23 protein-coding genes are annotated in these 25,686 nt (G+C 37.9%); 9 read left to right on the forward strand and 14 right to left on the reverse strand.

Annotated elements, in window-relative coordinates:
• Window positions 1-37: 37 nt before the first annotated feature.
• The 7 genes from FA727_RS14090 to glsA all read right to left on the reverse strand — a co-directional run bounded on the left by FA727_RS14090 (window position 38) and on the right by glsA (window position 6,923).
• A complete protein-coding gene (locus FA727_RS14090; RefSeq protein ID WP_136831881.1) occupies window positions 38-889 on the reverse strand; it encodes an MBL fold metallo-hydrolase in 852 nt (283 codons plus the stop codon).
• Window positions 890-991: 102 nt separating this feature from the next.
• Window positions 992-1,885, reverse strand: coding sequence for a glycine betaine ABC transporter substrate-binding protein (locus FA727_RS14095; RefSeq protein ID WP_136831883.1), 894 nt, complete (start codon window positions 1,883-1,885; stop codon window positions 992-994).
• Between the two features lie 11 nt (window positions 1,886-1,896).
• A complete protein-coding gene (locus FA727_RS14100; protein ID WP_136831885.1) occupies window positions 1,897-2,730 on the reverse strand; it encodes an ABC transporter permease in 834 nt (277 codons plus the stop codon).
• Window positions 2,731-3,939, reverse strand: coding sequence for a glycine betaine/L-proline ABC transporter ATP-binding protein ProV (gene proV, locus FA727_RS14105; RefSeq protein ID WP_136831887.1), 1,209 nt, complete (start codon window positions 3,937-3,939; stop codon window positions 2,731-2,733).
• Between the two features lie 238 nt (window positions 3,940-4,177).
• Entirely contained in the window at window positions 4,178-4,942 is a 765-nt protein-coding gene (locus FA727_RS14110) for an ABC transporter permease (protein ID WP_136831889.1), read from the reverse strand.
• On the reverse strand, window positions 4,939-5,667 hold the full coding sequence (locus tag FA727_RS14115; RefSeq protein ID WP_136831891.1) for an ABC transporter ATP-binding protein: 729 nt from the start codon (window positions 5,665-5,667) through the stop codon (window positions 4,939-4,941). The genes FA727_RS14110 and FA727_RS14115 overlap by 4 nt, the downstream gene beginning before the upstream one ends.
• A gap of 326 nt (window positions 5,668-5,993) precedes the next feature.
• Window positions 5,994-6,923 carry a glutaminase A gene (gene glsA, locus FA727_RS14120; protein WP_136831893.1) on the reverse strand — a complete coding sequence of 310 codons (930 nt, stop codon included), beginning with the start codon at window positions 6,921-6,923 and terminating at the stop codon, window positions 5,994-5,996.
• Window positions 6,924-7,040: 117 nt separating this feature from the next.
• Between glsA and FA727_RS14125 the strand changes: the two genes are divergently transcribed.
• The 6 genes from FA727_RS14125 (at window position 7,041) to FA727_RS14150 (ending at window position 11,911) form a co-directional block, all read left to right on the forward strand.
• Window positions 7,041-7,943, forward strand: a complete 903-nt coding sequence (locus FA727_RS14125) for an ABC transporter permease subunit (RefSeq protein ID WP_136831895.1) — start codon at window positions 7,041-7,043, stop codon at window positions 7,941-7,943.
• Window positions 7,940-8,839 (forward strand): peptide ABC transporter permease, encoded by a 900-nt coding sequence (locus FA727_RS14130; RefSeq protein ID WP_136831897.1) that lies wholly within the window; start codon window positions 7,940-7,942, stop codon window positions 8,837-8,839. The genes FA727_RS14125 and FA727_RS14130 overlap by 4 nt, the downstream gene beginning before the upstream one ends.
• A gap of 13 nt (window positions 8,840-8,852) precedes the next feature.
• Complete coding sequence (locus FA727_RS14135; protein ID WP_136831899.1) at window positions 8,853-9,740, forward strand: ABC transporter permease subunit; 888 nt, start codon at window positions 8,853-8,855, stop codon at window positions 9,738-9,740.
• The gene (locus FA727_RS14140; protein ID WP_136831901.1) at window positions 9,737-10,636 is read left to right on the forward strand and encodes an ABC transporter permease; all 900 of its coding nucleotides are present in this window, start codon (window positions 9,737-9,739) and stop codon (window positions 10,634-10,636) included. Before FA727_RS14135 ends, FA727_RS14140 begins: the two co-directional genes overlap by 4 nt.
• A 284-nt stretch (window positions 10,637-10,920) precedes the next feature.
• Window positions 10,921-11,214 carry a DUF4306 domain-containing protein gene (locus FA727_RS14145; RefSeq protein WP_136831903.1) on the forward strand — a complete coding sequence of 98 codons (294 nt, stop codon included), beginning with the start codon at window positions 10,921-10,923 and terminating at the stop codon, window positions 11,212-11,214.
• A 79-nt stretch (window positions 11,215-11,293) separates the two neighbouring features.
• Entirely contained in the window at window positions 11,294-11,911 is a 618-nt protein-coding gene (locus FA727_RS14150; RefSeq protein ID WP_136831905.1) for a class I SAM-dependent methyltransferase, read from the forward strand.
• 264 nt (window positions 11,912-12,175) lie between these two features.
• On the opposite strand, the gene FA727_RS25055 is transcribed toward FA727_RS14150, so the two are convergent.
• On the reverse strand, window positions 12,176-12,358 hold the full coding sequence (locus FA727_RS25055; protein ID WP_306461674.1) for a hypothetical protein: 183 nt from the start codon (window positions 12,356-12,358) through the stop codon (window positions 12,176-12,178).
• A 164-nt stretch (window positions 12,359-12,522) separates the two neighbouring features.
• On the opposite strand from FA727_RS25055, the gene FA727_RS14160 reads away from it, so the two are divergent.
• The gene (locus FA727_RS14160) at window positions 12,523-13,002 is read left to right on the forward strand and encodes a glutathione peroxidase (RefSeq protein WP_136831907.1); all 480 of its coding nucleotides are present in this window, start codon (window positions 12,523-12,525) and stop codon (window positions 13,000-13,002) included.
• Window positions 13,003-13,146: 144 nt separating this feature from the next.
• Window positions 13,147-14,889 carry a methyl-accepting chemotaxis protein gene (locus tag FA727_RS14165; RefSeq protein WP_136831909.1) on the forward strand — a complete coding sequence of 581 codons (1,743 nt, stop codon included), beginning with the start codon at window positions 13,147-13,149 and terminating at the stop codon, window positions 14,887-14,889.
• 747 nt (window positions 14,890-15,636) lie between these two features.
• Here FA727_RS14165 and FA727_RS14170 read toward each other — a convergent pair.
• The 3 genes from FA727_RS14170 to FA727_RS14180 all read right to left on the reverse strand — a co-directional run bounded on the left by FA727_RS14170 (window position 15,637) and on the right by FA727_RS14180 (window position 20,165).
• Window positions 15,637-16,743, reverse strand: coding sequence for an HD-GYP domain-containing protein (locus tag FA727_RS14170; RefSeq protein ID WP_136832482.1), 1,107 nt, complete (start codon window positions 16,741-16,743; stop codon window positions 15,637-15,639).
• Window positions 16,744-16,855: 112 nt separating this feature from the next.
• Complete coding sequence (locus FA727_RS14175) at window positions 16,856-19,429, reverse strand: EAL domain-containing protein (protein WP_136831911.1); 2,574 nt, start codon at window positions 19,427-19,429, stop codon at window positions 16,856-16,858.
• A gap of 178 nt (window positions 19,430-19,607) precedes the next feature.
• Window positions 19,608-20,165, reverse strand: coding sequence for a phosphatase PAP2 family protein (locus tag FA727_RS14180; protein WP_246041891.1), 558 nt, complete (start codon window positions 20,163-20,165; stop codon window positions 19,608-19,610).
• Between the two features lie 149 nt (window positions 20,166-20,314).
• Here FA727_RS14180 and FA727_RS14185 point away from each other — a divergent pair, with 149 nt between their 5' ends.
• Complete coding sequence (locus FA727_RS14185; protein WP_136831915.1) at window positions 20,315-21,082, forward strand: divergent polysaccharide deacetylase family protein; 768 nt, start codon at window positions 20,315-20,317, stop codon at window positions 21,080-21,082.
• A gap of 239 nt (window positions 21,083-21,321) precedes the next feature.
• Here FA727_RS14185 and FA727_RS14190 read toward each other — a convergent pair whose 3' ends face one another.
• The 3 genes from FA727_RS14190 to FA727_RS14200 all read right to left on the reverse strand — a co-directional run bounded on the left by FA727_RS14190 (window position 21,322) and on the right by FA727_RS14200 (window position 25,656).
• Window positions 21,322-22,101, reverse strand: a complete 780-nt coding sequence (locus FA727_RS14190; RefSeq protein WP_136831917.1) for a Cof-type HAD-IIB family hydrolase — start codon at window positions 22,099-22,101, stop codon at window positions 21,322-21,324.
• 633 nt (window positions 22,102-22,734) lie between these two features.
• Entirely contained in the window at window positions 22,735-24,402 is a 1,668-nt protein-coding gene (locus FA727_RS14195) for a ribonuclease J (protein WP_136831919.1), read from the reverse strand.
• Window positions 24,403-24,459: 57 nt separating this feature from the next.
• Complete coding sequence (locus FA727_RS14200) at window positions 24,460-25,656, reverse strand: class I SAM-dependent rRNA methyltransferase (protein WP_136831921.1); 1,197 nt, start codon at window positions 25,654-25,656, stop codon at window positions 24,460-24,462.
• Window positions 25,657-25,686 lie beyond the last annotated feature (30 nt).

Here is a 25,686-nt window from a genome sequence, read left to right on the forward strand (position 1 = left end):
TTAGGAGGAGGCGAACATATTCGCCTCTTTTTTTCCTCTAATGTAATTCTCCGTCCACATACTTTCCATAACGGGGGACCGCAATCGTATTAAATTCACGAACTAATAACTCTAGGTTATCCGTTAATAGGTCGCCTGACATCGGTAATCCATGCCCTGTGACTGCTACGGAAGGGTGTAAATCCCTTAATTTTGTTACAGATTCCTCGGCAGCTTGCCAATCTGTCGTTAAATACCGTGGCGGACCACTTATTTCCTGTTCTTGTGTCAGCACTTTGTATAAGTATTCTTGTTTGACCGTCACAAAAGCATCCCCCACAATTAAAGCCCTATCCGATTCCCTAAAAAATGAAACATGGCCTGGGGTATGCCCTGGCGTAAGTAACCACTTAAATCCAGGCATACTCGGAACTGTTCCATCAACTGGGAGCTTATGAATCTGATCGCCTAAATCAATCGGTTCATTTGGAAACAAAGGTGACATTTTCGCAACCATTCCACCTTCGACAGTCGGATCTGGTTCTGGGTAACTCTGTTTTCCTGTTAAAAAAGGAATTTCTAATTCATGGGCATATACTGGAACATCCCAATGCTCCAGTAGCTCAATGATTGCTCCTACATGATCAAAATGCCCATGCGTTAAAATAATCGCTTTTGGTCGACTTCCTTCCCCAAATCGCTCTTCAATTACCGAAATGATTTCTTCAGCAGAACCAGGCATTCCTGCATCAACTAAAACAAAATCCTGCGTATCTCCGACTAGAACAATATTGACAATTTGAATTGTATAGCTATAAATATCAGGTAATACTTGTATCCCTACCCCACTCCCAATTGAAGTTGCCGGTATGAATTTATAATCGTCACCGTAGTACATTCCTTTTTCCATGTGGGAGCCTCCTTAAATCGAACGTCATGGTTATTGTCCCACTGGTAAAAAAATCTATAACAAAAATGGTGCCTAGATCGAAATCTTGGCACCACTCCATAATTATTTTAAATCTTCAATTGAATCTACGTCCATATAAGCTGGAACAACTAATCCGATTTTAGCTCCTTCTAAGTTAGGACCAAGATCCTCAACCTTGTCACCATACTCTTCCATATAAGCTGCATGAGTTCCTGGCAACCAAGCAGCTACCATTCCATCTGCATCCCCTTCAGCGATGGCAGCAAACATCGGACCTGCATCCAGTTGAAGTAATTCTACTTCATAGCCAATGCTTTCTAACACTTTTGCAACTACATTCGTACTGGCAATTTCTGAATCCCACGCTACGTAAGCAAGTTTAATTTTTTCACCATCGACCTTTTCGGCACCTGAAGTCCACTCTGCCACTTTGTCACTGTTGTCTTCAACCCAAGCAGATGCAGCTTCAACTGGATCAGCACCATCTTGAATCTCAACCATCACTTGTGCCATATCATCTGGCGTCCAGAAAAATTGATCCAAAACTGTATAAGCATTTGGCTGTTCATCCTTTAAGCCTTGACGTACAAGTGTTTGAATAACTTCAGCTTCACCGTAGACCCCTTTTGGATCCTCTAAGTATTTCAAATCAAATTTAGCGAACTTCCAGTGTGGCGTCCATCCAGTTACGATGATTGGTTCTTCATCCTCATAAGCCTTTTGAAGTTCAGAAGCCATGGCAGCAGAAGATGACTCTACTACCTCCCAATCTGCTAAATTTTCATATTCTTTTAATGCCGTATCAGTTGCTTGCATGATACCTGCACCAGGTTCAATCCCAATAATTTTATAATCGACTTCCTCACCGATAGAACCCGAAGCTTCTTCTCCATTACTCTTGCCACTTCCACTACAAGCAGCTAACACCATAGTAATTACTAGAACGATTGACCATAAAAGCTTTTTCTTTAACAAAAAATCTCCCCCTACTTTCGTTTTTTCATTCCTATATTTTGAGAAAACCGGTCTAACACAATCGCTAAAATAACAATAGCCAAACCAGCTTCAAAACCAACACCTACTTTAATTTGTGTGACAGCACGATAGACATCGGCACCAAGTCCTGGTGCTCCGACAAGTGCAGCCATTACGACCATAGAAAGTGATAACATAACACTTTGGTTAACCCCTGCCATAATCGTTGGTGTTGCCAATGGTAGCTGTACTTTTAATAATTTCTGATTCGTTGTTGAACCAAATGCGTTCGCCGCTTCAATTAAGTCCTCCGGAACTTGACGAATCCCTAAGTTCGTAAGACGAATCGTTGGCGGCATCGCAAAGATAACGGACGCAATAATCCCTGGTACCATTCCAATTCCGAAAAATAAAATCGCCGGAATCAAATAGACAAAGGCAGGCATCGTCTGCATGAAGTCTAATATTGGAGTCATGATATTTTTGGCAGTATCATTTTGGGAAATCCATATCCCAATCGGAACACCTATAATGATGGAAATTACAACGGATGTTAACACGAGAGCTAATGTATCGATGGTTCCATCCCAATATCCGAGGTTATAGATTAATAGAAGACCAATGGCTGTAAAAAGCGCATTTGTCCATTTACTTACCCATAGGGTAATAGCGGCGAATATAATGATGAGAAGTGCTGGAGGAATAGATGATAAAATCCAGACAATAAATTCTACAAATCCCCCAATTCCATCTGTAATAAGATCGAAAAAGGGCTCTAATTTATCTTGAAGGAGATCAACAAAGGTATCTACCCAATCTCCTAAGGGTATTTTCGGTATTGACAATTACTTCACCTCATTTCCGTTTAGTTGAATATCATCGCCTGCAAGTGCTGCTAAAACAGCACCTCGTACAACAATACCCTTTAAGCGATTTTGTTCATCTACCACCGCTATCGGTAACGAGGCTGTTGCTACTTGTTCAAACATATCCGCAATCAAAGTATCTGGTGTGACCGTTTGGATGTCGTGAACCATAATATCTTTAATTGTTTTACCGCTTTTTAGTGCATCCGAAGCATCTTCTGCTGTGATGGCACCAACAAGTACTTGTTTTTTATCCACAACATAAAGACTCGAAATCTTTGCATCCTTCATAATCTGTAAAGCCACTCTTACACCTCGGTCTGAGTGAATCACTTCTGGACGTTTCATCACATGTGCTGCTGTTAAAACCTTAGATAAGTCTACGTCCTCCACAAACCGTTCAACATAATCATTCGCTGGATTCATTAAGATTTCTTCTGGCGTGCCCACCTGAACGATGGAACCGTCCTTCATAAGGGCAATTCGATCACCAATGCGTAACGCCTCATCTAAATCGTGAGTAATAAAGATGATTGTTTTTTCCATCTTCTCTTGTAGTTCAAGCAATTCGTTTTGCATGTCTTTTCGAATTAAAGGGTCAAGCGCACTAAACGCCTCGTCCATTAATAAAACATCAGGGTCATTAGCTAAGGCACGGGCTAACCCAACACGTTGCTGCATTCCACCGCTAAGCTCGCTTGGATAACTATTTTCATAGCCTTCTAGACCAACTAATTTTAAGGATTCGATCGCCTTTTCCCGCTGTTTCTTTTTATCAGCACCTTTAACTTCAAGACCGTATTCTGTATTACTTAAGACCGTACGATGTGGAAATAGTGCAAAGCGCTGAAAAACCATACTTATTTTCGAACGACGAACTTCTCTTAACTCATTGGGCTTCATTTTTACAATGTCCTGTCCATCAATCAACACTTGACCATCTGTCGGGTCGATTAATCGATTGAACATTCGGACTAATGTGGATTTACCACTCCCCGATAAGCCCATAATGACAAATATCTCTCCAGCTTTGACTTCAAAGCTTGCTTTATTGACCCCAACCGTCATTCCGGTTTTTTCGAGAATTTGCTTTTTGGTCATGCCTTCATTCAGTAATTTTACTCCATGCTGAGGAGCTTTTCCGAAGACCTTCGTTACATTCCGGACTTCGATTTTTGCATCACTCATACATTCACCTCTATCCTTCCAAAAAATAAACAGCCGTACTAATTAAGTATATACCTCTAAAAAACGCACAACAAACTCGATATATTGGGCTATTCTGTTAAATAACAGGCTCTCATTTTGTCAGCTGTACCTACCTGTCTTATTCTTAGAAATCAGCCCATATCCTTCCAGATCCTCCCGATCGCTCCGGACTGACTTTCGAAAACAACATGAAAAAGCCCATCACACCAGTTCGGTATCATGGACTCAAAAATCGATTTGTTACAAGCTGTTCTTCTGTATTAAAAAGACTAGGATAAATAAGAAAACCAAGTATAATTGCGGTCAAACTCGCTGCAGCCATAATGAGAAACACGATTAAAAGCTGAAATTTCACCGCTTGAATTGGATCAGCACCAGCAATAATTTGCCCTGTCATCATTCCAGGTAGTTGTACGAGTCCAATCGTCTTTTGCCCCTCAATCGTAGGAATTAAACTGGCTCTGATCGAATTCTTCAAAATAGGAAAAATGGATTGCTTCACACTTCCACCTAGCGACAATACAAGCAGAATTTCTTCTTTTCTCAAATCTATTTCTGCCTGCAGTCGATTCAAAAATAAGTTTGCAATTATCATTGAGTTTCCAATAATCATCCCGCTAATAGAAATGATATATTGAGGGGAAGCTGGAATAATTTTTAGACCTAATAAAAAACCTTGTGTCACAATCTCTACAATTGAAATGGTGATAAAAATTTTCCAAAAGACAAACGGAATATTTCTTCCTCTTTTGGCTGCGTTCCTTACTGCAACCAAAATCATTATGAGGAGCATGATAATAATGCCGAGTGGATGGTCCAAACCAAACACTGCATTTAATATATAGCCAACTACAAGCAACTGAATTGTTGCCCGTACACAGGTAATCATGATGTCTTTCCCCAACCCTAATTTGAAAGCCGTGCTTAGAACGAGAGCTAAAATGACAAATATGAAACTCAAAATAATCGCTAGTAAACTCATATTATATCCCTCGAGCTATGCAAAAATTCTTTCGTTCTTTGATCATTCGGTTCAAAGAAAAAATGATTAGTAGGAGCAGCCTCCACCAATTGTCCATCCATGATGAGCCATGTCTGATCCCCAACGCGCTCTGCTTGCGCTAAATCATGTGTCACCCATAGGATGGTCGTTTTATGATCTTTGTTAATTGAGAGAATCAACTCTTCGACCTCTTGAGCTGCTTTTGAATCGAGCGCAGAAGTAACTTCATCTAATAGTAAGACAGACGGTTGATTAACCAATGTCCGCGCAAGAGATAATCGTTGCCGTTGTCCCCCAGAAAGTTCCTTCGCTTCTCTACTTAATAGCTCTTCTGATAGACCAACATAATTCATATAGGTTTGCGGACTTTCTAATGTCCGTCCTTGCAGCTGCATGGGAAGTGATAGATTTTCAAGAACTGTCCCCTTCATCATCGGACCTGACTGAAAGGCAATTCCAACATAACGCCGAAGATTTCTGACATCCCAATCGCGGATTTCCTTCCCACCTACATAAAGTTCACCTTCGTCCGGTGTTTGGAGCAAATTACAAAGAGACAAAATTGTACTTTTTCCGGATCCTGATGGTCCGATAATAGTAAGTATCTCTCCCTTTTCTACCTCTCCACTAATTCCCTTTAAGACAGATTGCTGTTTTCCTTGATTGATAAAAGACTTATGTATATTCTTTAATTCGATTTCCAACCGCGTCTCACTTCCTCCAATATCAAGAGATTCATTAAAATTAAGCTTTGTTTAAGTTGGGTGTTGAATTTATTACATTGTAAAATAGTCGGAAAAGTTACCGCTATATCGAGAAATTCACCTATTTACCTATAAATAAGCGGAATTTTTCCGGTTAAGCTATACCTTTCTCCAGATTTTAAGGCTTTTTAGGTCATTTAGCGGAAATTCTCCGCCTTTTTCACCAAATAACCATTAATCCTTTCGAAATACACGGAATTTTTCCAGCTATGTGGGTGCGGTACACCTATCGAAAATCAAAAAATGAACAATAATAAAGCCAAAACCTAAAATATACTTAATTGATATTTCTCTGATAATAGCTCCAATAGCTTAATTCCAGCGATACTGTTTCCGATTTCATCTAAGGATGGTCCAAAAACACCAATGCCAAATTTGCATGGAACAGCTCCCATAATTCCACCGGATACACCGCTTTTGGCAGGAATACCAATCTTAATAGCAAACTCTCCAGAGGCATTATACATTCCACATGTTACCATAAATGTCTTACAAATGCGTGCTACATCTAGAGGAATAATTTGTGTGCCACTAATCGGGTCCACTCCATCCATTGCGAATACAAGGCCAATTCTTGCTAAATCCAAACAGTTCATTTCAATCGCACATTGCTTTGTATACAACTCCATTAATGGTTCAATGTCTTCTTCTATAATCCGATGAGCTTTTAGAAAATAGCATAATGCTCGATTTAGATGCGCCGTTTCATATTCGGATTGAGCAACTTCTTCACAATAGCTTACAGAAGGATCGCCTGATAATGTTCGAATAAATGATGCAAGCCGTTCAAACCTCTCTTCAATCGAATTCCCCTTGATCATATGAGTAACAACTAGTGCTCCTGCATTAATCATTGGATTTAGCGGCTTTGCCACAGCCATTGTTTCTAGTTTAATAATCGAGTTAAAAGGATCACCCGTCGGTTCCATCCCCACACGCTCAAACACATACTCTCTTCCTCTATCAATCAGGACTAGCGCTAAAGCAATCACCTTTGAAATACTTTGTAGAGTGAACTTTTTTTCAATATCCCCCGCAGAATAACAGTTCCCGTCTGGATAGTAAATTGCAATCGCCAAATCACAAGGATTGGCTCGTCCAAGCGCTGGTATGTAATTTGCCACCTTGCCTTTTTCTGCGTATTTTCTTGCCTCTTCCACAAAACGGTTTAATTCTTTATTTGATTGGCATCCCATTTATATCACCCATGATAGTATTGGCAAAAATTATAGTAAAAATTGACTATAAAGGTATTTTTGTGAGAAAATAATTTGACTGAATATTCTATTTTAACAGACTTTTAGGAGGTTGCTATGGGGTGGGATTTGCTTAAAAGCTTTCTTGTTTTTCTACTAATTGTAGTCGGGTTCATTTTCATTCTCCTATTACCTCGAGAAATGGTAATCACACATCAGGGAGGACTCGTTTTTACAGCTGACTTTCCTTTTACCTTCGATTTATTCAAGGAAAAAGTACAAGCCTTCATTCAACATTTTCAAACAGAAAAAGGCTTTGGGGAAAATAAAATGGGCGTACCCATTTTAGAAGAATTACAGACTTTCCTTCAGCGCGACTTACATATTATTATTCCAGCATTTTTCTTAGCCATTATTCTCGGCATGATGCTTGGGATTATACAGTTTTATTTTCGAGAAAAATGGGTCGGAAAAATCCAAGCTTTTTTATCGTGGATCTTTTCCTCTATTCCTGATTTTTTCTTCTATATAGGCATTCAGTACGTATTAATAAAATTGGTCGTCCACGGACACTTACAAATGAATCTATTTGGAAATGAAGATTGGTATAGCTTCCTATTACCAATGGTCGCCGTAACTCTTTTTCCAATGCTTTATATGATGAAATTCACCACGACATCCCTCGAAAACGAAGTCGGACAAGATTATTTGCGAACTGCTCGTTCTAAAGGACTACAACGATTATTCATCCTTAAGCATATGCTTTGGAACTGCTGGCCCTCGATATTAAACCAGACACAATTTGTCATGCTCTATATTTTGTCGAGCCTACCAATCATTGAAAAACTATCAAGTTACCAAGGAGCCGGATATCACCTACTAGATAGCATCTTTAAAAATGAAGATGTCCGTTCTCTTGCATTTATGCTTCCTTATCTTGTCTTTATGTTTGCTACGGTTGTTTTATCAAAATTAGTTAAGCATCGCTTAGTACCATTTAAGTCAGGAGCGTTACGATGAAAATCATTACCTTCATTAGACGTCATTTTCTATTCTGTCTCGGGATGTTCATGTTCCTAATCCTTCTATTCTTTACATTCTTCGGAGAATATCTCCCTGGGATTGATCGAGATTTGAAAGAAATCGAATATATTTGGACGGATAAAAAAATCCCCTTGGCTCCACCCTATGAGCCTTCTGATGATTTCTTACTAGGAACGGATCGGGATGGTCGGGACCTCCTTAGTTTGATTGTGATAGGCGCTAAGGAATCGTTAATGATTATTATCGCAATTACATTTATTCGTTATTTAATCGCGATCCCACTTGCTTTTTTGGCCCATAAAAAAAGCTTTGGGATCCATCACATTGTTAGCTGGATGAATGGATTTTTATCCTATATTCCTAGCATTATATTAGTAGTCTTACTCGTCACCCTACCACCAATCTTAATCTCAGAAACAAGGCTACTTTATCTCATTATTGTTCTTGCTTCGTTGGAAGTAGGACGAGTAGCAGAGATGTTTCGTTTAGAGTTTGCACAAATTTCCTCGAAGGAGTTTGTAACCGGTGGAAATTCAATTGGTGTCTCCAGCTTTCGTTTGTTAAAAAAATACCTTCTGCCTTTTCTCTATGGAAAGCTACTGATTAGTCTAGTCGGAGATGTCGGGAAAGTAACATTTTTACTAGGACAAATCGGATTCCTTGGCATTTTCATTACCCAAGTATTCGTTCAAGTCGATGCAGGACAATTTGCATTTTTTAATACTTCTTTAGCATGGCCCATGTTATTGTTAAATTCCTACAATGACATACGATCCGCGATTTGGATTCCATTCTTCCCAGCTCTGGCGATGACCTATGTCATTTTCACATTCAACATATTGGCACAAGGGATTCAAAAGCTCGCAAAGTAACAGGAGGCATTTTATGGGGTGGGATTTCCTAAAGAGTTCATTTGTTTTCGTAATAATTGTCATTGGTTTTATAATCCTTCTTCTCGCACCAAGAATCATGACGGTACATAATCTAGGCGGTTATTACACTCCTAAAACAGAAATGACCTATAAAGAAAATATCCAAGCTTTTATTCATGACTTTCAAACTGAAGGATTTGGTGAGAACCGGTATGGTACTGCGGTTCTAGAAGAATTACAAGCGTTTATTAAAAGGGATTTGATTATTGTCATTCCCGCCTTCGTGCTCAGTATTATATTGGGGACGTTTCTTGGTGTCGTACAATTTCAATTTAGAGAGGGGCCATTTGGAAAAATACAAGCCTTTTTTTCATGGATCTTCTCTTCTATACCTGATTTCTTTTTCTATATCGCTGTGCAATATGCATTAATCAAATTGTTTTACGTTGGTTTGCCACAATTTAATCTATATGGAAATGATCAGTGGTATAGCTTCATATTGCCAATGATTGCTGTAATGCTTTACCCGATGTTACATATAAGCAAATTCACCTTCACTTCTCTAGAAAATGAAGTGGGGCAGGATTATTTAAGAACCGCACATGCCAAAGGATTACGAACCATAAGTGTATTGAAGCATATGCTTTGGAACTGCTTAGGCTCGCTATTAAATCAAACTCAATTTGTCATGCTCTATATTTTAACGAGCTTACTTATTATCGAAAAACTATCAAGCTATTTTGGTGCAGGCTATCATCTATATGGAAGTATCATTAACAATGAAGATCAAAGAACATTAGCCTTTATCCTTCCCTACTTATTACTTATGTTCATGACTGTCATTTTTACTAAGGTCTGTCGGCATTGGTTAGTCCCAAGGAAATCGGGTGATTCACGATGAAACTATTAACGTTTATCAGGAGCAATCCACTATTCTTTCTTGGCTCAGCGATGTTTTTCTTTCTATTATATATCGCTTTTTTCGGGAAATACCTCCCAGCGATTGATACGAAATTAAAAGAAGTTGATTTCCTTTGGACTGAAAACAAAATTCCATTGGCCCCACCGTACGAACCGTCTGAACAATTTGCAATAGGCACGGACAGACTTGGACGAGACTTATTAAGCTTGCTCGTTTTAGGCGCAAAAGAAACATTAATCATCGTTTTTGCCATTGCATTAGTGCGTTATTTACTAGCGATTCCACTGGCTTTTTTTGCCCATAAAAATAAATTCGGCGTAAATGTTGTTCTGAATTGGCTTAACGGGTTTTTGTCGTATATTCCAACGATCATTCTTGTAATTTTACTTGCTACTTTGCCACCCATCGTTTTATCAAAAACAAGACCGTTTTACCTTATTCTTATTATCGCAGCCCTTGAGGTTGGCCGTGTAGCCGAAATGATTAAACTGGAACTAAATCAACTTTCGACAAAGGAGTATATTACGGGTGGAAATTCAGTTGGAATCTCTAATTTTCGCTTGTTGAGAAAATATTATATGCCTTTTCTCTATGGAAAATTGCTCGTGAATTTCGTTGGAGATCTAGGAAAAGTGATGTTCCTACTTGGTCAGTTAGGGTTTCTAGGAATTTTTATCTCCCATTCCTTTATCCAAACAGATACGGGCGCATTCGGGTTTAAAAACACATCACTCTCGTGGCCGACTCTTTTAACTGATGCTTTTCGAGATTTAAGAGGAGCGATTTGGATTCCCTTCTACGCTTCATTAGCGATGACCTATGTGATTTTCACTTTTAATATATTGGCGCAGGGGATACGGAAATTATTAAAATAAACGGGATTGACGGGAATACTCTCATGGTGGTACAAGAGCATCAGGAGGATAAGTAATTAAATCAATTAAAGTATATAAGCATTTTTAGTAGAGCAAATCATATAGTTGATTTGTTCTTTTTTATTCTAATAATTGATAGCCCTCAATTCATTATTGAAAAGCAACTTCGATTGGAAAATAAGACCCACAAGAAATTATTGCCATTCCGTTTCTAAAAGTGTAAAATTACACTATATATTCAATGTATCGAAAACTTTCAATTCATAAGAGGAAGTGAATATAAGATGAAACGGTTAATCATTTTCATCCTATTATTACCTGTATTTGCGTATAGTTATTATGCAACTTCTTGGACAGCTTCATATTTCATGCTTGAGGAAGATTGGAAAGAGGACATTGTTTTCACTCCTAAGGATGCTTCTGATCCTATGGAAATTTATGAGATTGATAAATTCATTTATGCTTTTAAATATGCTCCATTATCAAGCGTGATTTGTTCCTTGTCATTCTTGTTGATCGTGAGCTTTGTTACGATTTGGCTACGTAAAAAGATTAGCTATAAGAAAAGAACGTCATGAATATCCGTAGCGAACTTCTAGGTTGAGATAAATTTTGATATGATAGGGATTAAATGAACTTTCATGGAAGGAGCCCACTATGATTAAATTTACGGGCGAACGAATTATTCCCGAGCTAATGAAGCCGACAAACGGAATGCTGTTGGAGCATATAGCCAGATATCACTTTGCGATTTACTATGCGAAAGGTCGTGTGCTTGATTTTGCCTGCGGAAGTGGATTCGGAAGTAATATCATTGCCTCCGCTGCTAAAAAAGAAATCACAGAACTTATCGCAATCGATATTGATAAAGCTGCCATCACTTATGCGAAAAGTAAATACTATCATCCATTAGTTACATTCCAGCAAGAAAATGCTGTAGACCCTACACTTCCAGAAAAACTAGGCCAATTCGATGTCATTGTGAGCTTTGAGACTCTCGAGCATGTTGCCGAAGAAAAGGAATTCTTGGAGAACATTTATCAGATGCTAAAGCCAGGTGGAACCCTTGTCATTTCAACACCATTTGGACAAGGTCGGGGCATGCCAACGAACGAGCCTTTTCATGTTCACCAATTAACGAAAGATGAATTTCATGGATTATTCTCTCGATATGACAAAGTAGAATTTTATTTCCAAAGAGGTGTATTAGTGGAGCCTGAACCTGGTCGTAAGGGTCGTCATTATCCTTTTGGAATCGCAGTTTGTACAAAATAAAAAGAGAGCACCCCGCTCTCTTTTTTACCTTCCGTATAATTCCTTATATGCAATAACCTTCAAGGCCAGCATTTCTTCCTCTGTTAACTTGCTCTGTACTTCTTGCAGAATTTCTTCTTTTGAAGCAGTTCCTTCTTGCACCTGCACACGAATTTCATTTAATTCACTAATCCCAATTTTATTGATTAATGCACGAGTAGCTTCTTCTTTTGTGCTAAAAGGTAACTCGCTCGTATCAGCATTTTTAGCCTCTTCTATAAACGACTAAAGTTCTGGATCACTTTCAATAACCTCTTTGATTTCTTCCATTTGTCCACTCGTCTCAAGTTCACTTGTCACTTCATCCATTAATTTTTCAGAAGCTAAATTTGTCCCAAAATAATATACTCCATATCCAATGAGCCCTAAAATAACAATCGGCACTACTAGAAATTTAAAAATTTTCATTATCTCTTCCCCTCCAAATAAAAATCATACTACAAAAATTAGGAAATTGAAAAGAATCGCAAAACCTATTTTTCGAGATTCAAAGGACGTAGACTTTGCTTTTTATCAAAAAATCATCTACGATTTAATCATAAGAAATTCTCGTACACTAGGAGGATATATAAATGACAACGGTATATGATTTCTATGTAAAAATGCCAAATGGTACGGATAAGCCACTTATGGATTATGAAGGAAAGACACTTCTTATTGTCAACACTGCAAGCAAATGTGGATTCACACCACAATTTGCAGGACTTCAAGAGCTGTATCAAAAATATAAGGATCAAGGTTTAGAAATCCTTGGATTCCCATGTAGTCAATTTCATAATCAGGAATTTGATAATATTGAAGAAACAACTGAATTTTGTCAGGTGAACTATGGGGTTACCTTTCCAATTTTCTCGAAAATCGATGTAAACGGGATGCATGAAGATCCCCTATATACTTTTCTAAAATCCCAGAAAAACGGAGTACTATCGAAAAATATTAAATGGAACTTCACAAAGTTTTTGGTAGACAAAAACGGACAGGTTGTTGAGCGTTATGCTACGACTACAGAGCCAGAGAAAATTGAAAAAGACATCGCGACATTATTATCATAATGAACGGAGTGCTATTCGGCACTCCTATTTTTTTACCTCAATAAGTCAAAATATTTATTAATATAGAAATAGTTTTAATTTACTAGTAAAATAGTTTAATATAGTACTAATACATATAGGAAGAATGACATTGGGGGGAATACAATGAAGCGCCTAAAAATAAGGTTCACCGTTGCTAGAAAAATGTATATTAGCTTTATATCGGTACTGCTGATAATGGGAATTCTCGGTTATGTATCGCTCTATAGCATGAATAACATCAATAAAAAATCAACAGAAATCACGGAAACGTGGTTACCCGGTGTAGAATCTGTTAATCACATCAACTACCTTACTGAACGTCTCGCATCCCTCGAATATAAATATGTGATTGAACCTGATCAAAAGAAATTAACCCTTCTTCAAGAAAAAATGGACACCACTTTCGCAGACATTGATAAGTCATTCGCTGATTACGAAAAAAGAATCACACTAGATGAAGAGCGAAAACATTTTGATAGTTTAAAAGAGAAATGGACGAAATACCAAGATATCCACAAAAGGTTTATTGAATTGGGCACTGAAATGAATATTGTCGAGGGAACCGGCAATGTCAATGGAATCAAGTTAATTTCCACCATTGGCGAAGCCGATAATATGTACTCTAGTATTCAGTTTACTTTACAGAAATTAGTAGACCTTAACCACGCTAACGCTGAAAAGGCAAGTAATGAAGGAAATTCTGTTTTTGATACAAGCTTAATGCTCATTATTATTTTCCTAGTTGCAGGAGTCATTTTAGGATTAACCATCGCCTACATCACTGCACGTATGATTTCTAAGCCTTTGAAGTTCGTTACGGATAATGTAAAAGAAGTAGCAAAAGGTAATCTAACAATGGATCCCATTAGCGTCAAAAATAGAGATGAGATTGGTGAATTAGCGAAAGCCTTCAATGAAATGGGTACAAGTCTTGCTAACTTAATTCGAAAAGTGACACATACATCACAAACAGTTGCTGCTTCCTCTGAACAGCTTCTGGCTAGCTCAGAACAAACATCAAAAGCAACTGAACAAATTACAATTTCTATCCAAGAGGTAGCAGCTGGATCTGAGCATCAAGTAAGCGGCGCGATGCAAGGCAATGCATCGATGCAAGAAATTTCTAAAGGTATGGAGCAAGTCGCAGGCGCTATTCAAATTGTCTCTGATTTAAGTGTTACGACCAATAATAAAGCTGAGGTTGGAAACAATGTGGTTACTGAAACGGTCACACAGATGGGCATCGTTCAAGACCAAGTCGGAAAGATCGCTTCCATCATTCACGCTTTAGGAACCCGTTCAAAGGAAATTGGCAAAATTGTCGATTTAATTTCTCAAGTTTCTGAGCAAACCAATCTTCTTGCCCTCAATGCAGCAATCGAAGCAGCACGTGCAGGCGAACATGGAAAAGGCTTTGCTGTGGTAGCGGATGAAGTTCGAAAGCTAGCAGAAGAATCCCATAAAGCTACAGATAATATTCGTGTACTCATTAATCAAATTCAAAAAGAGATTACAGAAGTAACTGTGTCTATGGATGAAGGCACAGATTCAGTGAAATCAGGAATTGATAAAGTAAATGAAACGGGACAAGCTTTCTTTGAAATTACCGAGATGATTTCACAAATCACGACACAGGCACAAGAAGTATCCGCGATTGTTGAAGAGGTCAACGCGAGCACTGAAGAAATGGTCCAAAAGATGGCCGAAATCGCTAGCATTTCACAGCAATCTGCCGTGAACTCTCAGCAAGTAGCCGCATCAGCAGAAGAACAAAATGCAGCAATGGAAGAAATCACTGCATCCTCTCATTCATTGAGCAGCATGGCTCAAGAAATGCAAGAGAATGTTTCGAAGTTTAGAGTGTAAATATAGCAAAAGAATCTATCCGATTTCGGATGGATTCTTTTTTTGAGAGTAATAGTTTTCAGCTTGTGAAAGGGACGCTATGAATGCTCTATAGTTACCTTTCTGATGTTTTTCTTGGTGCTACGGGCATTATGAACACTCCATAATTACCTTTTTGATGTTTTTCTTGGGGCTACGGGCATTATGAACGCTTCATAATTACCTTTTTGATGTTTTTCTTGGGGTTATGGGCATTATGAACGCTTCATAATTACCTTTTTGATGTTTTTCTTGGGGTTATGGGCATTATGAACGCTCCATAATTACCTTTTTGATGTTTTTCTTGGGGTTATGGGCATTATGAACGCTCCATAATTACCTTTTTGATGTTTTTCTGGTAGCGTCGGGCATTATGAGCACTCCATAATTACCTTTCTGATGTTTTTCTTGGGGATATGGGCATTATGAACGATTCATAATTACCTTTCTGATGATTTTCTTGGGGTTATGGGCATTATGAACGCTTCATAATTACCTTTTTGATGTTTTTCTTGGGGTTATGGGCATTATGAACGCTTCATAATTACCTTTTTGATGTTTTTCTTGGGGTTATGGGCATTATGAACGCTCCATAATTACCTTTTTGATGTTTTTCTTGGGGCTACGACTTTATAAACCTTTTAAAACACCCACAAAGAAAACACAAGGCTGCTCCAAAGGTCTTATTATCAAATAACCTTTAAGAACAGCCTATGTTTAAATATGCGTTTATAGTAAAGCATCCGCTTCGACAATTTCAACAGTTAAATGCTCCTTAGAGGCTAAATCGATTTCATATGGTTGTACATCTTGATTTTCTTCATCCTTAAAAATACGAACGGTAGGACGACCAACCGCAGAAAAATTATAATTTGAAACAATTCCAGTTCTTCCATCATTCAAAGTTACCGTTAGGCCCGGTGGATAAATGGCAATTGCATTCTTAAACAGCTCAACCTGTCTTTGTTCAAAAGCCGTTCCAATTCCACCATATAAAACTTCCATCCCGATATGAGGTAACATTGGAGGACGGTATGCACGATGGCTTGTCACTGCATCAAAGACATCTGCTACGCTTATAATCTTGGCATATTTATGGATCTCCTCTTCCTTCAAGCCACGAGGATAACCAGTACCATCTACTTTTTCATGATGCTGTAAGGCACAATGAGCCACTGGAATTGGGATTTCATGAATTTTCTTTAATGTTTCAAACCCAAGCTCACAATGAGACTTTACCAATTCAAATTCATTTTCCGATAGCTTTCCTGGCTTATTCAATACTTCTTTAGGTATATACATTTTCCCAAGATCATGAAGCATTGCACCAAGCCCAATCTCTTCAATGTTCTTAATCGGCAATCCGTTCTCAATCGCTAACTGGCAGGCATATATTGAAACATTCAAGCTATGATTATAGACATCATCTTCATGAACCTTTGTCGTCGCCAATAAATTTAAGGCTGCTCCATTCTCATTTAAACTCTGCAGAATATCCTTAAATATCTTTTGCATACTACGCACCACTCGACCAGTCTTCATAATACCTTGAAGATTCGATTTGTTTTTATGCAATTCAACAAGGGAATCCAACCCTTCCTTGATCGCAACCGCCGCCTCTGCGCGTAATTCGTTTGGAATGGATTCGACAATTTCAATTCCCTCAGATACCTCATCATCTATATAAACAGCAAAAATATTCAATTGTTTCAGTCTATTAATTAGACTATCCGATAAGTATGTACCTTGTGCCAGCAGAACCGTTCCGTTGTCCTGATAAATCGACCTACTTAACTGCGTTCCAGCTTGACAATGTTCTAACTTCACTAAACGCATTTTCCCTCTACTCTCCGCTTCTTGTCGAAATATGTCTCTATATAGACAAATCATACTACATTCTTCCCATAAAAAATAGCCCAACCCCCAAATATAGGAATTGAGCACTAGTCTATATGACTTGCAATAATTTAATCAACTCATCTTTCGGAACAGGTGGACTATACAAATAGCCTTGAATTTCATCACAGCCCATTTCGATTAATAACGCATTTTCCTTCGGTGTTTCGACACCTTCAGCGACAACATTAAGCTGCAAGCCATGGGCAAAATCCAAGATTGACTGGACAAGGAGTACCTGCTTTTCATTTTCGTTAATATCTTTAATAAATTGACGATCGATTTTAATCTCATCAATCGGTAGCTGCAATAACTGATATAAAGATGAATATCCCTTTCCAAAGTCGTCAATGGATATTTGAACACCCATTTCTTTTAGGCGGCCAATGACTTCCGCAACATGCTCTGGATTTCGGATAAACACACTTTCAGTAATCTCTATCTTTAAATATTCTGGTGCTAATCCAGACTCTTGTAATGCTCTATCCACCATCGACACAATGTTATCCTGCTGAAAATGCTTGGCTGATAGATTCACAGAAATCGGAATAAATAATCGTTCTTCATCCTGCCATTGTTTATTTTGCTTACAAGCATGAACAAGAGACCATTCATCAATTTGAAAAATCAGCCCCATTTCCTCCGCAATTGGGATGAATCGTCCTGGGGAAATGAATCCTAACTCTGGATCATTCCATCGTAAAAGTGCCTCTACACTCGTAACTTTTCCCAACAAGGTCTTAGGCTGATAATATTGGTCAAAGCCTCCCCGATCCACATTCGCTCGTAAAGCATTTTCGATAATAAGGCTTTCTTGAAACTTATTTCGCATCGACTGGTCGAAAAATTTGACCGTGTTGCCCCCAGTCTCCTTTGATATGTACATGGCAATATCCGCAAATTTGACGAGTGTATTTAAATCCTCACCATCTTCAGGATACATACTAACGCCAACACTTGCCGTAATATAAAGAGCTTGTCCATGGATTTCAAAATATGTGGAGAATTCATTCAAGATCAGATCGAGCGTTTGTTGAACTTCTTCTTTTTGATCCAATCGGTGAACAATAACAAATTCATCTCCACCTAATCGAAAAACTTCCCGGTCTTCATTTTTAATAACCTTCAATTTATTTGCAGCAATTTGTAATAAAGTATCCCCAGCATCATGACCAAGTGTATCGTTGATTTGCTTAAACTGATTTAAGTCGATAAAAATAATTGCCATCTTCTTATCAGTTTCTTTATCAATCCACTCGCTCACATACTGTTGAAAGTAATGACGGTTTGGTAATGATGTTAATCCATCGTAAAAAGCCAGGCGATGTAATTGCTCCTCAGACTCCTTCAACATTCCAGTCTGTTCACTCAAAATAGCATTCATTTCACTACTTTCTTGAAAAAGTTCTGATAGCTTGTCTGCCATTTTCCGCAGGTTATTCCCAAGCACTTTAAGCTCATAGATCGAGCTTTGTGGCCATTCGATATTTTCAAATTTTCGAAGCTTTCGAGGTAAACCTGTCGTCACCAATGCAAGCTGCTTAAGATTATTCGTTAGACTTCGATTAACAAATAATAAGAGAAGAAGCATACAAGAAATCATCAATACTAAATACTTCAACTGTTCGATCGAAAGCTTAAAGATTTCTTTCTGATAGTTTGAAATCGGATATTGTAGAAGAATCGTCATCGAGTCCATCTCTTTTACAAAAAAATACTGACCCTCTGACCATTTATGTATCGGTTCTATATGTTCTTGGTCTCGAGGCAAGGCCTCATAAAAATCATCCGCGATTTCTCGTACAGTATACTTCTGCTCCATTTCACGTATCTCATTTAGTCCCTTTGAACTCGTAGAAACGAGTTCTTTCCCATTCATTTCAATGAGAACATCATAATTATCAGACTTAATACGCAAAGCAATATCTTCCAGTACAGAAGGCGTTTCCATTTCTTTTGCATCTAAAGCACGAATTTCCTTCTCCATACGAGTTGTACTACTGTTCGAATCCACAACTAAATCTGTAGATATGGAATCGTACGTATTAAAAGTATTCGTCACAACGTTAATAAAGAAAGGAACAAGAATAGAAAATAAAGTGATATGGGATAAGAACTGATGAATCGAAACATGATTTTTATTTACTCTATCATTTTTCAATAGTTTATAAAAAGGAAAGTAGGCTAATAGCATATCTGCAATCAACGCATTAAATACGCCATTCATAATATCTTTGCATACTTGAAAAAATAGCCCATATTCCGCGAGAGTTGTTTTGTTGAAATAATATAGAAGAAATCCCCCAATTAAGATCCAATACAAAGCATCCACATAAAATAACTTGGCCCGCTTTCCTTTTAGGAAAAAAAGTCCTACAAAGGCAGCTTCTAAAACTAAAATAGAGCCGTAAGCAAGGTTAATATAATCCCATGGAACAAAAAATAACGCTAATAGGCCAGTAAGAACTGCTGCTGGCCATCCGAATATTCGAAGGATGAGAAACAAAAAAATACTCGAAAATGTAAAAGTAATTCCATATAAAATCGTGAACTGATATTCTGTCGCAAGAATGACCAGCCCTATAAGAACAAGGAAAAGCATAATATCCCTTTTATGTTTAATCATTGAGCATCTCCTATTTCATTACTCTAAGTTGATTTCTAAAATTTCGAATTTAATTAATAATATCATAATATTGGAAAATTTAATATTCCTTCTATATCTTTTTACCTACATAATTCAGAGCAAAAAGAAGCCAAAATAAACAGGAACATCCTAGCGTTTATTTTGGCTTCTCTATTACTCACATTTCTTTACTAATATTAGGATTGTCTTGTCCAAACCATTTTTGTATCATACCCCATTTAGGGAGCGTTAGCGATACTATGATTACCGAAACAAGGCTCAATAACGCACCCATACCAACATCAGCAGGATAATGCACTCCGACGCCAATACGTGAAAATCCAACAATAATAGCTAACAGTATCCATACAAAATGCCAACCTCTTTTAAATATCCAAAAAGATAGACAGAGAGCAAACACAATGATTGTATGATCACTTGGAAAGGAATTACCTACAGCTTTCTCCACCAACTGATTCACATCAGGAAGTTCTGCAAATGGCTGCTGATTGGAGTGCAGCTTCTTAGCGATAATAGCCAATATTTCTGCAACCGCCACAGATACAACCGAACTAATAACCATCATCCTACTACTTTTCGTAAACAAATAGTAGAGCACGGCAATAATGACGAAATATATGGTATACTTCGCAAAGAAAACAAAGATTGGATTCAAAAATGCGTATTCTTTCCCTAGATCATTAATCATTCGAAACAGTTCTATATTTAACTCCATATCAAGCTTCTCCCATTCTTTAAATAATCCATATTTTACCGTATAATTCAGGTACTTAAAAGAGGAAATCATTTTAGGATGAAACTTTTATTTTTGTGAAATCTTATAGAAAAGGCTTTGCAAAAATCCTCATAAAAGGAGCAGCTAACATGAGAATTCTCCTACTTACTGTACTGATCACTTTTTCATTTTTATCAAATGTATCATTTGCAAACATGGAGCAACCAATTGAGAGAGAATTAGCTATAGTTATTGATGATTTCGGAAACAATATGGAAGGTACGCAAGAAATGCTTGAGCTTCCTGTCCCTCTTACGGTAGCCATTATGCCTTTCATGTCTACAACTGAAAGTGACGCCAAGCTAGCTCATGCAAAAGGACATGAAGTCATCGTCCATCTACCAATGGAGCCGAAAAAAGGAAAGAAAAGCTGGTTAGGTCCTGGAGCGATTACAACGGACTTAAGTGATAAAGAAATCCGAAGAAGAGTCGAAGCAGCGATTAAAAGTGTACCCTTCGCCATTGGAATGAATCATCATATGGGGTCAAAGGCTACTGAGGATGAAAGAGTGATGAGAATTATTTTAGAGGTGTGTAAAAAAAATAATCTCTATTATCTTGATAGTAAAACAGCATCCAAAAGTGTCATTCCCAAATTAGCAGAGGAATTATCTGTTCCTTACTTAGAAAATGATATGTTTTTTGACCATATCTATTCTGAAAGACATATTTACAAACAAGCATCAAAGCTAGCGGAACGACTTGACCATCGAACAAAGTTTATTGCTATCGGACATGTCGGCATAACCGGTGATAGAGTCGTTAGTGCCTTAAAAACCTATCTCCCTGAATATGAGAAGCACGCAAAAATTGTTCCATTATCGGCACTACTCCCACCAATGATCCCAACTTTTTAAAGAGGCTCTTTTCTCAAACTTTGTTGGGTTCGAAATCAAACTATTTTGCATCTAGCATGTTTTAAAATTCTGTTGTTTACAATTAATGAGAAAAGAGCTTGAGACAATGTAATTAGCAAAAATTGTCTCTTTCTACGTTAATATTGGCCTTAGGATATTAACATCAACCTTTAAAGAACAGTATTTTAAAAAGGAGAACTCCATACAGGCACGGCATGCCTATATGGAGTTTCCAATTTTTATAATAACCCAACCATTTTTAACCCGTGGAGAATCCCATTTTCTTCAACGGATTTCGTAACGTATTTTGCGACAGCTTTAATTTCTTCTTCTCCATTCCCCATTGCTACACTGTTATAAACATGTGTGAGCATTTCTCTATCATTTAATCCGTCCCCAAATGCATATTGACGTTCTTTCGGGAAGCCGAGCTTTTCAACAATCATCTCGATTCCCTTTAATTTAGAACCGCCTCTTGGAAGAATATCAACGGAAACAGGATGCCAGCGGACAAAATCAAAGTCCTTGTAGACAGCCTCATACTGTTTCTCTTCTCCTACTGGACAGAATAGAAGGGATTGAAGAATATCCCGTTCCTTATAATAATTAGGGTCATGAGTTGGGTACTTCTCTATTTTCAACGTGCTAATACTTTCTTTTATGTAGTCATGGTCAGGCACATTCGCCTTCATATCCTCGTGGTCCATATACACAATAGGATGCTCGTTTTCTAGAGCAGCCTCTGTTAATTTTACAAGGGACGAAATGTTTAGTGGATTCTTGTGAAGGACTTCTCCATTTAACACAACATATTGTCCGTTATAGCTGACAAATGTGTTAATATCTAATTCTTTTCGTAAGTCTTCATACATAAACGGAGCTCGACCTGTGGCAATTGCAACTTCATGACCTTTTTCTTTTAATGCAAAAATAGCTTCTTTTGTTGAAGCAGGCAATTCCTTATCATGATTAAGCAATGTTCCATCTATATCAAAAAATATTACACTTTTCTCAATCATATCGATACCAACTTTCTATGATGATGTGATGTGTTTGTTTAGCGCTTTAACTCTTAAAAACAATACATTACTATGGTATCTCAACTTCCATATGTTTGCAACGGAGACTATTTACTCCCTTACTACACATACATACAAAGGGCCCAAGGCTCTAGATTTGATTCTCGCTCAGGGAGGCACTTACCGCGGGCGGTGCTGAATGCTCCCTCTCACTACACTCTTCTTAATGAATGTTTCATAAGGACAGAAATTAGTGGATTCTTCTAATAGTTGTCTTCATGAACGCTCCATGCGGACATTATTCACCGGATTCATCCAATAGTTGGCTTCATGAATGCCCCATGCGGACACTATTCATCGGATTCTTCTAATAGTTGGCTTCATGAACGCTCCATGCGGACATTATTCATTGGATTCTTCTAATAATTGGCTTCATGAACGGTTCATGCGGACATTATTCACCGGATTCTTCTAATAGTTGTCTTCATGAATGCTCCAAGACCAATGAAAAATCGAGTTTTTAAAGAATGAAAATCTGAAAATGAAAAACTAGCCTTCCTATTCATATCTAAGCCATGTTTCTATCATAGTGAGCCATTTTTTATCCAAAAATAAAAGACCCTTTCAGGTCTTTTAGATCTCAATAATAATCGGCAGGATCATGGGTCTTCTTTTGGTTCGATTGAATAGGTATTCTCCTAGTGTTTTCTTTAGGCCTTGTTTGATGACGCCCCATTGGCCTTTATTGGCAGATTGTAAGTCGCTGACTGTCTTTTCGATAAGACGATTCATATCTCTTAATAGTTCCTCCGAATCCCGCACATACACGAACCCGCGTGTGATCGTATCAGGTCGAGAAACTAACTTTTTATCTGACTTACTCATCGTTAACACAATCACGAGCATTCCATCCTCAGAGAGCTGCTTACGATCACGAAGGACGATATCGCCAACATCACCAACTCCTATTCCATCCACATATGTATTGCCTGCTTGGATTTCTCGAGTTTGGCGAGCCACGGAATCTTTAATATCAACGATTTCTCCATTTTTTATAATAAAAGTGTTTTCCTTTTCTACCCCAACGGACTCAGCCAATAAACGATGTTGATGAAGCATTCGATATTCCCCATGAATCGGAATAAAATATTTCGGTTTTATCAAAGTAAGCATCAGCTTTAAATCTTCCTGGTAGCCATGACCTGATACATGCAGTCCTTTTCCCGAACCGTAAAGGACCTTGGCTCCAATCGCAAATAAATTATCGATGATTTTAGATACACCTTTTTCATTCCCAGGGATTGGACCAGCCGCCAGAATCACCGTGTCGTCTGGTAAAATTTCCACTCCTCTGAAATTCCCAGTTGAGAGACGAGATAAAGCAGCTAATGGCTCTCCTTGACTTCCTGTGCAGAGAATGGCGACTTTTTCCGGAGGTAACTCATTGATTTCATTCGGGTCAATAATCATTCCTTCTGGAACATGTAAATATCCTCGTTCAATCGCTACTTCTACAACATTGACCATACTCCGACCTAGCAATGCCAACTTACGACGGGTCTTTATGGCAGCCTCTACCACCTGCTGAACCCGATTTATATTGGATGCAAATGTGGTAAGGACTACTTTCCCGGTCGCTTTGATAAAGGCTTCTAATACTTGTTCACCGACCATTTGTTCAGAAGGAGTACCCCCTGGTCGTTCAGCATTCGTGCTTTCTGATAATAAAAGCAAGACTCCTTCTGTACCAATCTGAGCCATTTTATGAATATCAGAAAACTCATGATTAACAGGTGTCAAATCAAACTTAAAATCTCCCGTATGGACAATATTCCCTTGTGGCGTTCGAAACACAATTCCAAGACAGTCTGGAATGCTGTGGTTGACTCTGAAAAAATCAATGTCCATTTTTCCAAAATTCAGCTTTGAATTTGAATCTATTTCTATTAATTCGGTATCTCTTAAAAGTTTATGTTCTTCTAGCTTTAATTCAATTAATCCAAGAGTAAAACGAGTTGCATACACAGGGATATTCAACTTCTTTAATAGATAAGGAATACCGCCAATATGATCCTCGTGACCATGGGTAACGATTAATGCCCGAACCTTGTCTTTATTTTCGTCTAAAAAAGAAATATCAGGAATAATCAGATCAATTCCTAACAAACTTTCATCGGGAAACTTATTTCCACAATCAATAATGATCATATTGTCTGACCATTGGATTACGTACATGTTTTTTCCGATCTCGTGCAAACCACCTAAAGCAAAAACGGATACTACATTTTCTTTTCCATCCATAACGCGCCCTCCTGCATTGACAATTATGGATAGTATCTCCAATTTTTCTTTATATAATTAAGTTAACTTTTTTATAAAAACAACCTTCAGGTAGTTTCCTTCTTTAAAATTATTTATGGTTTTGAAATCAGATGGGAGTCTAAATTCCTCAAGAATTTTATATTTATCACCTGTTTGCTTAAAGGCTTTCTCAATAAATCCTTTAAATTTATCCATTCCAAATGTACTAGCATTCGTAGAGGCTACAATCACCCCATCCTTCTCTGTAATTCGGATTGCCTTTTCTAGTAAATCAGGATAATCTTTGGCTGCACTGAACGTATTCTTTTTAGAACGTGCATAACTCGGAGGATCAAGGATCACCAAATCAAACAGCAAGTTTTTTCGAACCGCATATTTAAAGTAATTAAACACATCTTCAACAATGATATCCTGTGCTTCATAGTCAATTTCATTTAAACTAAATTGCTCAATCGTCTTACTTTTACTACGATTCGCTACATCGACACTGGTCGTTTTCGAAGCTCCTCCAACTGCCGCAGCAACCGAAAAGGCTCCTGTATAAGAAAACGTATTTAACACGTTCTTCCCTTTCGAATACTTATCTCTGATTGTTTTGCGAACATCTCTTTGATCAAGAAAGATTCCAACCATCGCACTTTCATTCAAGTAAACGGCGAAGTTCATCCCATTCTCTTTAACGATAAGAGGAATCGGTGCTTTTTCGCCTGCAATAAAATCATCATCTTCAATATACGTTCCTTGTTCAGCAAAACGCTTTTTCTCATAGAGACCTTTATAGTTCACGATGTTTGTAAGTGCTTGGACGACTCGATTTTTAAAATGATAAATGCCTTCGCTATACCAATTAATCAGGTAGTAGCCGTCAAAGTAATCGATCGTCAGTCCGCCAATTCCGTCCCCTTCACCATTGAACACGCGAAAAGCTGTTGTTTCAGGATCTTTAGAAAGAGATTTTCGTCCTTCAATTGCTTGCTTGAACTTCTTCTCAAAAAATTTCTCATCAAATTCTTCTTGTTGCTGTCGGCTTAAAACCCATCCAATTCCTTTGTTCTGCTGACCAAAATACCCTTTACCAAGAAAATTACCGCTCTCATCTACGAGTTCAAGCGTTGTTCCTTCTACGACAGTATCCTTCAAATTAAGAGCCGCCTCTTTGTTTATAAGGGGAAAACCAGCTCGAAGATTCTTTGCGAAAGTTGATTTTATCTTAAGTTTGACTGTATTATTCATTATTTCCATCCAATCATTTTATAAATAAAA

This window comes from Robertmurraya kyonggiensis (genome assembly GCF_005116465.1).
Taxonomy (GTDB): domain Bacteria; phylum Bacillota; class Bacilli; order Bacillales; family Cytobacillaceae; genus Robertmurraya; species Robertmurraya kyonggiensis.

Excerpts from the sequence above, each read along its gene's own strand:
- FA727_RS14090 (WP_136831881.1), bottom strand. The coding sequence starts at position 889 with ATGGAAAAAGGAATGTACTACGGTGACGATTATAAATTCATACCGGCA.
- proV (WP_136831887.1), bottom strand. The coding sequence starts at position 3,939 with ATGAGTGATGCAAAAATCGAAGTCCGGAATGTAACGAAGGTCTTCGGA.
- FA727_RS14110 (WP_136831889.1), bottom strand. The coding sequence starts at position 4,942 with ATGAGTTTACTAGCGATTATTTTGAGTTTCATATTTGTCATTTTAGCT.
- glsA (WP_136831893.1), bottom strand. The coding sequence starts at position 6,923 with ATGGGATGCCAATCAAATAAAGAATTAAACCGTTTTGTGGAAGAGGCA.
- FA727_RS14125 (WP_136831895.1), top strand. The coding sequence starts at position 7,041 with ATGGGGTGGGATTTGCTTAAAAGCTTTCTTGTTTTTCTACTAATTGTA.
- FA727_RS14130 (WP_136831897.1), top strand. The coding sequence starts at position 7,940 with ATGAAAATCATTACCTTCATTAGACGTCATTTTCTATTCTGTCTCGGG.
- FA727_RS14135 (WP_136831899.1), top strand. The coding sequence starts at position 8,853 with ATGGGGTGGGATTTCCTAAAGAGTTCATTTGTTTTCGTAATAATTGTC.
- FA727_RS14140 (WP_136831901.1), top strand. The coding sequence starts at position 9,737 with ATGAAACTATTAACGTTTATCAGGAGCAATCCACTATTCTTTCTTGGC.
- FA727_RS14145 (WP_136831903.1), top strand. The coding sequence starts at position 10,921 with ATGAAACGGTTAATCATTTTCATCCTATTATTACCTGTATTTGCGTAT.
- FA727_RS14150 (WP_136831905.1), top strand. The coding sequence starts at position 11,294 with ATGATTAAATTTACGGGCGAACGAATTATTCCCGAGCTAATGAAGCCG.
- FA727_RS25055 (WP_306461674.1), bottom strand. The coding sequence starts at position 12,358 with ATGAAAATTTTTAAATTTCTAGTAGTGCCGATTGTTATTTTAGGGCTC.
- FA727_RS14160 (WP_136831907.1), top strand. The coding sequence starts at position 12,523 with ATGACAACGGTATATGATTTCTATGTAAAAATGCCAAATGGTACGGAT.
- FA727_RS14165 (WP_136831909.1), top strand. The coding sequence starts at position 13,147 with ATGAAGCGCCTAAAAATAAGGTTCACCGTTGCTAGAAAAATGTATATT.
- FA727_RS14170 (WP_136832482.1), bottom strand. The coding sequence starts at position 16,743 with ATGCGTTTAGTGAAGTTAGAACATTGTCAAGCTGGAACGCAGTTAAGT.
- FA727_RS14175 (WP_136831911.1), bottom strand. The coding sequence starts at position 19,429 with ATGATTAAACATAAAAGGGATATTATGCTTTTCCTTGTTCTTATAGGG.
- FA727_RS14180 (WP_246041891.1), bottom strand. The coding sequence starts at position 20,165 with ATGGAGTTAAATATAGAACTGTTTCGAATGATTAATGATCTAGGGAAA.
- FA727_RS14185 (WP_136831915.1), top strand. The coding sequence starts at position 20,315 with ATGAGAATTCTCCTACTTACTGTACTGATCACTTTTTCATTTTTATCA.
- FA727_RS14190 (WP_136831917.1), bottom strand. The coding sequence starts at position 22,101 with ATGATTGAGAAAAGTGTAATATTTTTTGATATAGATGGAACATTGCTT.
- FA727_RS14195 (WP_136831919.1), bottom strand. The coding sequence starts at position 24,402 with ATGGATGGAAAAGAAAATGTAGTATCCGTTTTTGCTTTAGGTGGTTTG.
- FA727_RS14200 (WP_136831921.1), bottom strand. The coding sequence starts at position 25,656 with ATGAATAATACAGTCAAACTTAAGATAAAATCAACTTTCGCAAAGAAT.